Raw genomic sequence first — 9,780 nt, 5'->3', positions numbered from 1 at the left:
TTGGTTAAAAGCCAACTGCTCTACCAACTGAGCTAACGACCCGGAAAATGGTCGGGGTGAGGGGATTCGAACTCCTGACATCCTGCTCCCAAAGCAGGCGCGCTACCGGACTGCGCTACACCCCGAGATTGGCTCCGCGACCTGGACTCGAACCAGGGACCCAATGATTAACAGTCATTTGCTCTACCGACTGAGCTATCGCGGAACTGAACTTCGGTACAACTCCGAAGACTGTGTTCGCTTCGGACTCTTTAGCTTCTTCGCTTTCGCGTTGTCGCTGCTGAGGCCGGCTATTCTACATTCTTCGTTTTGCTTGTCAACCACTTTTTTTCATTCAACTTACTGATTTGTAAGTTGTTTTGCGATCACTGATGTTGCTGGTGATTCGCTTAGTGCCTGACAACGCGGCGTATATTAGGGGCACTCTAAATTTGATGCAAGCAAAAATTTCAAAAATTTCAGGCGGTTATCCGGGGTTGGCGCAAAGGCCCGAAATAGCTGGGCTGTGCCGGCATTGGCAACAGGCAAAAAAAGCCCCGCAAACGCGGGGCTCATGGTGCAACGCAATCAGCCAAAGACGATTTCGTCGCCTTCCACCTTGGCGGTGATCGCCGTACCGGGCAGGAACTTGCCGGCCAGAATCAGCTGCGCCAGCGGGTTCTCGATCCAGCGCTGGATCGCCCGCTTCAGCGGCCGTGCGCCGTATACCGGGTCGTAACCCACGGCAATCAGCTTGTCCAACGCCTCTGGGCTCAGGCTCAGCGACAGTTCGCGCTCCAGCAGGCGGCTGCGCAGGCGGCCGAGCTGGATTTCGGTAATACCGGCAATCTGCTCGCGGCCCAAAGGCTCGAACACCACCACTTCGTCGATGCGGTTGATGAACTCGGGACGGAAGTGTGTTCCCACCGCATCCATCACTGCCGCACGCTGTGCCTCGCGGTCACCCACCAGTTCCTGAATCTGCGCAGAGCCCAGGTTGGAGGTCATCACGATCACGGTGTTGCGGAAGTCCACGGTGCGCCCGTGGCTGTCGGTCAGGCGGCCGTCTTCCAGCACCTGCAACAGCACGTTGAACACATCCGGGTGGGCTTTTTCCACCTCGTCCAGCAGCACCACCGAGTAAGGCTTGCGCCGCACGGCCTCGGTCAGGTAACCGCCCTCTTCGTACCCGACATAGCCTGGTGGTGCACCGATCAGGCGCGCTACGGAGTGCTTCTCCATGAATTCGGACATGTCGATGCGCACCATCGCCTCTTCGGTGTCGAACAGGAACTCGGCCAGCGCCTTGCACAGTTCGGTCTTGCCCACACCGGTCGGGCCGAGGAACAGGAACGAACCACTTGGCCGGTTCGGGTCGGACAGCCCGGCACGCGAGCGGCGTACGGCGTTGGCTACGGCGGTTACCGCCTCGCCCTGGCCAATCACGCGCTGGTGCAGCAACTCTTCCATCTTCAGCAGCTTCTCACGCTCGCCTTCGAGCATCTTGGCCACAGGAATGCCGGTCCACTTCGAAACCACTTCGGCAATTTCTTCCTCGGTGACCTTGTTGCGCAGCAACTGGTTGTCGGTCTTGCCGTGCTGGTCGACCATCTGCAGGCTGCGCTCCAGGTCCGGGATCACCCCGTACTGCAGTTCGGCCATGCGGTTCAGGTCGCCTTTGCGACGGGCGGCTTCCAGCTCCTGGCGAGACTGCTCGATCTTTTGCTGGATCTGCGCCGAGCCCTGCACTTCAGCTTTCTCCGAAGCCCAGATTTCTTCTAGGTCGGAATATTCACGCTCAAGCCGCTCGATTTCCTCGGTCAACTTCTCCAGGCGCTTTTTCGCCGCTTCGTCTTCCTCTTTCTTCAGCGCCTGCGACTCCACCTTCAACTGGATCAGGCGGCGATCAAGGCGGTCGAGCACTTCCGGTTTGGAGTCAATCTCCATGCGGATGCGGCTGGCCGCTTCGTCGATCAGGTCAATGGCCTTGTCCGGCAGCTGGCGGTCGGTGATGTAGCGGTGGCTGAGCTTGGCCGCAGCGATGATTGCACCGTCGGTGATGGCCACCTTGTGGTGCACTTCATAGCGCTCTTTCAGGCCACGCAGGATGGCGATGGTGTCTTCCTCGCTCGGCTCCTCGACCAGCACCTTCTGGAAGCGGCGCTCCAGGGCGGCGTCCTTCTCGATGAACTGGCGGTACTCGTTCAGCGTGGTGGCACCTACGCAATGCAGCTCGCCGCGGGCCAGGGCCGGCTTGAGCATGTTGCCGGCGTCCATGGCGCCCTCGCCTTTGCCGGCGCCGACCATGGTGTGCAGTTCGTCGATGAACAGGATGATCTGGCCTTCCTGCTTGGACAGTTCGTTCAGCAGGCTTTTCAAACGCTCTTCGAACTCGCCGCGGTACTTGGCACCGGCAATCAGCGCGCCCATGTCCAGCGCCAGCAGGCGCTTGCCTTTGAGGCCGTCAGGCACTTCACCATTGATGATGCGCTGGGCCAGGCCTTCGGCGATGGCGGTTTTACCCACGCCAGGCTCACCGATCAGCACCGGGTTGTTCTTGGTACGGCGTTGCAGCACCTGCACGGTACGGCGGATTTCATCGTCACGGCCAATGACCGGGTCCAGCTTGCCCTCTTCGGCACGCTTGGTCAGGTCGACGGTGTACTTGTCCAGCGCCTGGCGCGATTCCTCGGCGTTGGCGTCATTCACTGCCGCGCCGCCACGCAGGTTGTTGATGGCATTTTCCAGCGCTTTCTTGCTCACGCCCTGGCTCAGCAGCAGCTTGCCGAGCTTGCTGTTTTCGTCCATGGCGGCCAATAGCACCAGCTCGCTGGAGATGAACTGGTCGCCCTTCTGCTGTGCCAGGCGGTCTGCCTGGTTAAGCAGGCGCGCCAAGTCCTGCGACATGTTCACGTCGCCGGTCGGGTTCTGTATTTTTGGCAGTTGGTCGAGCTCTTTCACCAGCCCCTGGCGCAGGCTATTGATGTCGAAGCCCACCTGCATCAGCAGCGGTTTGATGGAGCCGCCCTGCTGTTCGAGCAGCGCCTGTAACAGGTGCACGGGCTCGATGGCAGGGTGGTCCATGCCAACGGCCAACGACTGGGCATCGGATATTGCAAGTTGCAGCTTGCTGGTCAAACGGTCTATTCGCATGGTGTACCTTCCTTTAAAGGGCAGGTCGGAGCGATGGACAGCGCCTGTTTATGAAGAAACCTGCCTGAGATGACCTTATAGATAAGGCTGATTCTGGAAGATTCAAGCGTAGCGGGGTTGACCGAAGTCAACCTGTTGGATTAACGGGGGCCATTCGCGGGCATGCCCGCTTCCACAGGTACACCAACGGTTCCAACGTTTGTGGCATCTCTGTGGGAGCGGGCGTGCCCGCGAAGAGGCCGGTACAGGCTAGCGCGGGTCCAGCCAGACCAACGATGCAAAACGCCCACCCTGCGGTGTCCGGCGATAGGAGAAGAACCGCGCATCACTGACCGTGCACAAGCCACCGCCATAAACAGCAGTTACTCCACGGGCAGCCAGGCGAATACGCGCCAGCTCATAGATATCCGCCAACAGCTTGCCTGGCCGTTCGCCGTCGGCGAATGCCCGAGCTGCTTGCGGGTGCACGGAGGTAAAGGCATCACGCACTTCCAGCCCCACTTCGAACGCTTGCGGGCCGATGGCAGGCCCCAGCCACACCAGCACCTCTTCTGGCGGCAGCGCCAGCCGGTCCAGCGTGGCTTCCAGCACGCCACCCGCCAGCCCGCGCCAGCCCGCATGTGCCGCCGCCACGCGGGTGCCCGCGCGGTCGCAGAACAGCGCAGGCAGGCAATCGGCGGTCATCACGGTGCAGGCAATGCCTGGCTGGCGGGTCCAGCTGGCATCGGCCTCGGCCACCACGGCCGGGTCGGCATCCGCCACCACCAGGCCATGCACCTGCTTGAGCCAGGCCGGTTGGATGGCGAACTGTTCGCTCAGGCGGCGGCGGTTCTCGGCGACTGCGGCAGGGTCATCCCCAACATGGTCGCCGAGGTTGAAGGTTTCATAGGGCGGCAGGCTGACGCCGCCCTGACGGGTGGTGACACAGGCGCGAACCGAGGCCGGGGCCGGCCAGTCGGGGAATAGCAACGCCTGCGTCAGGTCACTCATCCGATGAAGCTCTCGCGGTCCTGGTTCAGCAGCGACAGCAACCAGACGAAGTCATCCGGCAGTGGCGATTCCCACTTCATGACTTCACCGGTAATCGGGTGGGCCAAGGCGAGGAAACGCGCATGTAGCGCCTGGCGCGGGAAGGTCTTGACCGCCTCGACCATGGTCGGGCTGGCAGCGGGCGGAATACGGAAGCGCCCGCCGTACGTCTGGTCGCCTACCAGCGGGAAACCCACGTGGGCCATGTGCACGCGAATCTGGTGGGTACGGCCGGTTTCCAGCTTGACCCGCACATGGGTGTGCGAGCGGAAGCGCTTGAGTACGCGGTAGTGGCTGACCGCCGGCTTGCCGCCGTCGGTTACAGCCATGCGCTGGCGCATGCCGCCGTGACGGCCGATGGGCGCGTCGATCTTGCCACCGGCAGTCACCACGCCGATCACGATGCACTCGTAGATGCGGCTGACCTTGCGGGCCTGCATCTGCTCGACCAGCTTGGTCTGCGCTTGCAGGGTCTTGGCCACCACCATCAGGCCGGTGGTGTCCTTGTCCAGGCGGTGCACGATACCGGCGCGCGGCACGTTGACGATGTCTGGCACATGGTGCAGCAGCGCGTTGAGCAGGGTGCCGCTGGCATGCCCGGCCGCCGGGTGCACAACCAGCCCGGCAGGCTTGTTGATCACCAGGATGTGGTCGTCTTCGTAGACGATATCCAGTTCGATATCTTCTGCGATCCACTCGCCCTGGGCCTCTTGTTCGGCCTCCAGGGCAAGCAGAGAGCCACCATGAACAAGGTCTCGAGGGCGCACGACTGCACCATCGACCGTCAGGCGGCCCTCTTTGATCCACGAAGTTAGCCGCGAACGCGAGTACTCGGCGAACAATTGGGCGGCGACCTGGTCGAGGCGTTGGCCGCCCAGTTCGGACGGTACCTCTGCGCTAAGTTGAATGATCTCGGACATGCTCGATTCGGCGGGCGCACAGCCTTTGGTTTCGGCTGCGAGCTTGTGGTTAAATACGGCTTCTTTTGTCCCGGGGTTGGCCGGGGCGCTCATCATAACAGGACGGCACCGCCCAAGACAGCGGCCGTCAAAGGGACGCAAGCCGCCATGCGAGTGAAACACCTGCTGCTGATCGCCATCCTCGGGCTTACCGCGGCCTGTTCCTCTAATAAAGAGGTCATTGACGAGAACCTCAGCGAGGCTGAACTGTACCAGCAGGCCCAGGCTGATCTGGACAACTCCAGCTACACCAGCGCCGTGAACAAGCTCAAGGCCCTGGAGTCGCGCTACCCGTTCGGCCGCTATGCCGATCAGGCGCAGCTCGAGCTGATCTACGCCAACTACAAAAACTCCGAGCCCGAGGCCGCCAAGTCGGCCGCCGAGCGCTTCATCCGCCTGCACCCGCAGCACCCGAACGTCGATTACGCCTACTACCTCAAGGGCCTGACCTCGTTCGACCAGGACCGTGGCCTGCTGGCGCGCTTCCTGCCGCTGGACATGACCAAACGTGACCCGGGCGCTGCCCGCGACTCGTACAACGAGTTCGCCCAGCTGACCAGCCGCTTCCCCAACAGCCGCTACGCGCCAGACGCCAAGCAGCGCATGATCTACCTGCGCAACCTGCTGGCTTCGTACGAAATTCACGTGGCCGACTACTATCTGGGCCGCCAGGCTTATGTAGCGGCTGCCAACCGTGGCCGCTACGTGGTCGAAAACTTCCAGGAAACCCCTTCCGTCGGTGACGGCCTGGCCGTGATGGTCGAGTCGTACCAGAAGCTGCACCTGGACGAACTGGCTGCCACGAGCCTGGAAACCCTCAAGCTCAACTACCCGGACCACCCGAGCCTGGTCGATGGCGAGTTCCAGCCCAAGCAGACCGAGTCTGACGGCCGCGGCTGGCTGTCCAAGGCCACCTTGGGCCTGATCGAAACCGATACCCCGCTGCCGCCAGGCGAAACCCGCGCCAACCAGGACGTGGTCAAGCAGTTCCAGGACGCGCGCGACGAGATGCCGCGAGAGTTGCTGCCTAAAGACGAGAACGGCGACCCGATCGTGCCGGAAGGCCCGAAAGAAGCCGAGAAAGACCGTTCCTGGTTCAGCTACATGACCCTTGGTCTGTTCGACTGACCCACAGCGGTAAATGAAAGGGAGGCCAGGCCTCCCTTTTTTTATGGCCGCGTCCTAGACTGTCGGCTTCTTCAACCGACAAGCTGGACATCATGGTTCGCCTACTTTTCTGGATCGCCCTGATCGCCGCCGCGTTCTGGCTGTGGCGCAAATACAAAGTCAGCCAGCAGTCGCACCCCGAGGCGAAGCTGGATGCGCCGCTGAAGATGGTGCGCTGTGCCCATTGCGGCGTGCACCTGCCCAACGACCGGGCGCTGCAGCAGGGCAATGAGTGGTATTGCAGCCAGGCTCACCTGCAGCAGGGCCCTGGCCACAAGGGCTGAACCCTGGGTACACCCAGCCCTCCCTGTGTAGGAGCGGGTTCACCCGCGAATGCGTCAGCAGCGCCACTGCAGCATTCGCGGCTACCCCCCCTACAGCCCCCTCCCCACATATCCCTCCCCGACCCTTTCACACCATTTACGACCCCTCCCCACCGCCAGCATTGACCCGTCCGGCCAAAATTCGCTAAATCCTATTTATCCGCATAAATATGAAAAATAGCGAAATGCTCAAGCCCAAACGCAAGCGCCAGAAGCTGTCCGATGTGATCGTCGAATCAGTCAAGCGCTCGATCGTCACCGAAGCGTTGCACCCCGGCGACCGCCTGCCTACCGAGCGGGAGCTGATGGAGCATTTCGAATGCTCCAAGGGCACCGCCCGCGAAGCGCTCAAGGCACTGGAGGTAGAGGGCCTGGTCAGCACCCGCACCGGCCCGACCGGGGGGGCCTACCTGAACGAAGTGGGCACCGAGCCAGCCAGCCGCGCACTGCGCAACTACCTGCACTTTCAGCACCTGGACGGCGAACAGGTGTACCAGCTGCGCAAAGTCATCGAGGTAGAACTGGCGGTGTCGGTGATGGGCAAGCTGAGCGAAGCCGATTACGTCGCGCTGCAGGCCAACATCGACTTCTGCAGCGCGCCGGAAGACAGCGAAGAAGGCCAGCGCGAACAGCGCTTGGCGGAGCTTGAATTCCACACCCTGCTGGCCAACCGCTGCCCCAACCCGTTGCTGCGTTTCATGGCGGTGTTCCTCAACGACCTGCTGCGCGACCTGGTGGTGCTGAAAAAGGCCTACCTGCCTAAGCGCCAGCAGTTCGCCGCCGCCAACATCGACTACCACAAGCAACTGCTGACCGCCTTGCGCGCCAGCGACGAGCCCGCCGTACGCCGGCTGATGCACGAACACATGTGCGACGCCGAGCACCACATGACCGCGCTGGAAGGCGAGGTTGCCCGTAACTTCCTGCTGGAGTTCGATCACCACCACTGATGCGCCTGTAAAGAGGCCTGCACACAGGCCCGGCCGTACCCGCTTTGTCATTGCCACTCCTGCCTAATAACCACAAACAAGGAGTTACTCATGCAAAGACGTACCCTGCTCAAGGCAGGCCTTGCCCTAGGTGCCTTAGGTAGCCTCCCCTTGGGGGCACACCGGGCATTCGCCGACCAACCGCTGACCTTCTATGGGCTCAAGTCCATGTCGGGCGCCTTCGCCAGCTACGGCAAGTACGCCGACATGGGCTCGCGCCTGGCCATCGCCGAGCACCCACAGTTGCTCGGCCACCCGCTCAAGTACAAAGTCATCGACACCGAAGGCAACGCCGGCAAGGCGGTGCGCAAGGTGCAGGAAGCCATCGGCCAGGATGGCGCACGCTTCTTCCAGGGGTGCACCCTGTCGTCTTCGGCACTGGCGGTGTCCAAGGAAATCCACAAAGCCGGCGGCGTGTTCATGACGCCTGTGGGCGCCGATGAAATCACCGGCAAGGACTGCAATGCCTCAACCTTCCGCTGGTCGGTGCCCACCTATGGTGCCATCCGCGAAACCCTGGTGCCGATGAGCCGCCAGCTGCCCAAGGCCAAGCGCTGGTACACCATCACCCCGCAATACGTATTCGGCGATGCCCTGCTGGACAACGCCCGCAAAGTGTTCGCCGAGCTCGGCGTGGAACACATCGGCAACAGCTACCACTCGCTGCAGGAGCAGGAATTTTCCGGCTACCTGACCAACGCCATCGCCGCCAAGCCCGACGTGCTGGTGCTGCTCAACTTCGGTAGCCAGGCCTCCAACGCCCTGCGCCAGGCGGTCAACTTCGGCATCAAGGACCGCATGAAAGTGCTGATGGTGTGGTCTGCCGGCCTCGACCAGTTCCAGGAGCTGGGCAGCGACGTGCTCGAGGGCGTGTACCTGGGTGCGCAGTACTGGCACCAGGTCGACACCCCGCTGAACAAACAGTTGGTCGCCGCCACCCGCAAGGCCTATGGCATCAACCCCAACTACCCGCTGGCCGCCGACTACATCGGCACCAAGGTGATGCTCGAGGCCATCGTCAAGGCCGGCAGCCTGGACGGGGCCGCCGTGTCTGCGGCATTGCAGGGCATGCGCTTCCAGGGCCCGACCGGCGAAGAACTGATCCGCCCGGGTGACCACCAGGTGCTCAAGGATTACTACCTGCTGCGCGGCAAACCCCAGGGGCAGATGCGCGACGAGGACGACCTGGCCGAAGTCATCAGTTCGGGCCGCTCGTTCGTCGAGGTCGATCACACCGGTTGCGCCCTGGCCTGAAGCTGCGGCGTTAGTCACAAACACTTGTACAGGCAGCCGCCCGGCGCGCTGTCGAGGGCACGCTCATGCTCGATTTGTACCTGTTCCAACTGCTCAACGGCCTGGGCCTGGGGATGATCTACTTCCTCATCGCCGTGGGCCTGACGATCATTTTCGGCCTGCTCAACTTCGTCAACTTCGCCCACGGCGCGTTTTTCTTGCTGGGCGCCTACCTGTGCTACACCGCCGTGGCCGTCACCGGCAACTTCTGGCTGGCGCTGCTGATTGCGCCACTGGTGGTGGCCGCGCTGGCCTGGGCGGTCGAGCGCCTGTTGATCAAACGCATCTACCACCTGCCGCACACCTTCCAGATCCTCGTCACCCTCGGCATCGCGCTGATCATCCAGGAAGCGTCGGTGCTGATCTGGGGCCCGGTGGGCAAGAACATTGCCGTGCCGCCCGAACTGCGCGGGGTGCTGATACTCGGCGACTTCATCTACCCCTACTACCGCTTGTTCCTGATCGGCTTCGCAGCGCTGATCGGTATTGGCCTGTGGCTGCTGCTGGAACGCACCCGTTTCGGCGCACTGGTGCGGGCCGGTAGCGAAAGCACCGAAACCGTGTCGCTGTTGGGCACCAATATTTTCCGCCTGTTCTCCCTGACATTCGCCTTGGGCGTGGGCCTGGCAGGTGTGGCGGGTGTGCTGTTTGCGCCGCTACGGGGCGCCCAGCCCTTCGTCGGCCCGGAAATCCTCGGCATTGCCTTCGTTGTGGTGGTGATTGGCGGCATGGGGTCGTTCGGCGGAGCGCTGGTTGGCGGCCTGCTGGTGGGTGTGGTGCAAAGCATGATGACCAGTCTCTGGCCGCAAGGCGCCAGCCTGATGATCTATGGCGCCATGGCAGCAGTGATTCTGGTCCGTCCCTACGGCCTGTTCGGGAGAGCCTGAG

At 62.3% G+C, this 9,780-nt stretch carries 8 protein-coding genes and 2 tRNA genes; 5 read left to right on the top strand and 5 right to left on the bottom strand.

Annotated features, from left to right (window positions below):
• Nucleotides 1–48: 48 nt before the first annotated feature.
• The 5 genes from INQ47_RS24875 to rluD all read right to left on the bottom strand — a co-directional run bounded on the left by INQ47_RS24875 (nt 49) and on the right by rluD (nt 5,081).
• Nucleotides 49–125 (bottom strand) — tRNA-Pro (locus tag INQ47_RS24875).
• A 4-nt stretch (nt 126–129) separates the two neighbouring features.
• Nucleotides 130–205, bottom strand: a tRNA-Asn gene (locus INQ47_RS24870).
• A gap of 362 nt (nt 206–567) precedes the next feature.
• Nucleotides 568–3,132, bottom strand: coding sequence for an ATP-dependent chaperone ClpB (clpB, locus tag INQ47_RS24865; RefSeq protein WP_404702832.1), 2,565 nt, complete (start codon nt 3,130–3,132; stop codon nt 568–570).
• Nucleotides 3,133–3,381: 249 nt separating this feature from the next.
• Nucleotides 3,382–4,122: a peptidoglycan editing factor PgeF gene (pgeF, locus tag INQ47_RS24860; RefSeq protein WP_404702831.1), complete on the bottom strand. Its 741-nt coding sequence runs from the start codon at nt 4,120–4,122 to the stop codon at nt 3,382–3,384.
• Nucleotides 4,119–5,081, bottom strand: coding sequence for a 23S rRNA pseudouridine(1911/1915/1917) synthase RluD (gene rluD, locus INQ47_RS24855; protein WP_003247554.1), 963 nt, complete (start codon nt 5,079–5,081; stop codon nt 4,119–4,121). Before rluD ends, pgeF begins: the two co-directional genes overlap by 4 nt.
• A 147-nt stretch (nt 5,082–5,228) precedes the next feature.
• Between rluD and INQ47_RS24850 the strand changes: the two genes are divergently transcribed.
• The 5 genes from INQ47_RS24850 to INQ47_RS24830 all read left to right on the top strand — a co-directional run bounded on the left by INQ47_RS24850 (nt 5,229) and on the right by INQ47_RS24830 (nt 9,779).
• Nucleotides 5,229–6,248, top strand: a complete 1,020-nt coding sequence (locus INQ47_RS24850) for an outer membrane protein assembly factor BamD (RefSeq protein ID WP_252459378.1) — start codon at nt 5,229–5,231, stop codon at nt 6,246–6,248.
• Nucleotides 6,249–6,340: 92 nt separating this feature from the next.
• On the top strand, nt 6,341–6,571 hold the full coding sequence (locus INQ47_RS24845; RefSeq protein WP_252459377.1) for a PP0621 family protein: 231 nt from the start codon (nt 6,341–6,343) through the stop codon (nt 6,569–6,571).
• A gap of 224 nt (nt 6,572–6,795) precedes the next feature.
• Nucleotides 6,796–7,560: a FadR/GntR family transcriptional regulator gene (locus tag INQ47_RS24840; RefSeq protein WP_404702830.1), complete on the top strand. Its 765-nt coding sequence runs from the start codon at nt 6,796–6,798 to the stop codon at nt 7,558–7,560.
• Between the two features lie 90 nt (nt 7,561–7,650).
• The gene (locus tag INQ47_RS24835) at nt 7,651–8,853 is read left to right on the top strand and encodes an ABC transporter substrate-binding protein (RefSeq protein ID WP_252459376.1); all 1,203 of its coding nucleotides are present in this window, start codon (nt 7,651–7,653) and stop codon (nt 8,851–8,853) included.
• A 65-nt stretch (nt 8,854–8,918) separates the two neighbouring features.
• Nucleotides 8,919–9,779, top strand: coding sequence for a branched-chain amino acid ABC transporter permease (locus INQ47_RS24830; protein ID WP_003247565.1), 861 nt, complete (start codon nt 8,919–8,921; stop codon nt 9,777–9,779).
• The last annotated feature ends 1 nt before the right edge of the window (nt 9,780 follow it).

The organism is Pseudomonas sp. 3HC3 (assembly GCF_044904505.1).
In the GTDB taxonomy this organism is placed as follows: Bacteria; Pseudomonadota; Gammaproteobacteria; order Pseudomonadales; family Pseudomonadaceae; genus Aquipseudomonas; species Aquipseudomonas putida_Y.
Note: the sequence above shows the minus strand (reverse complement) of the source record. Positions and strands in the feature narration are given on the sequence as shown.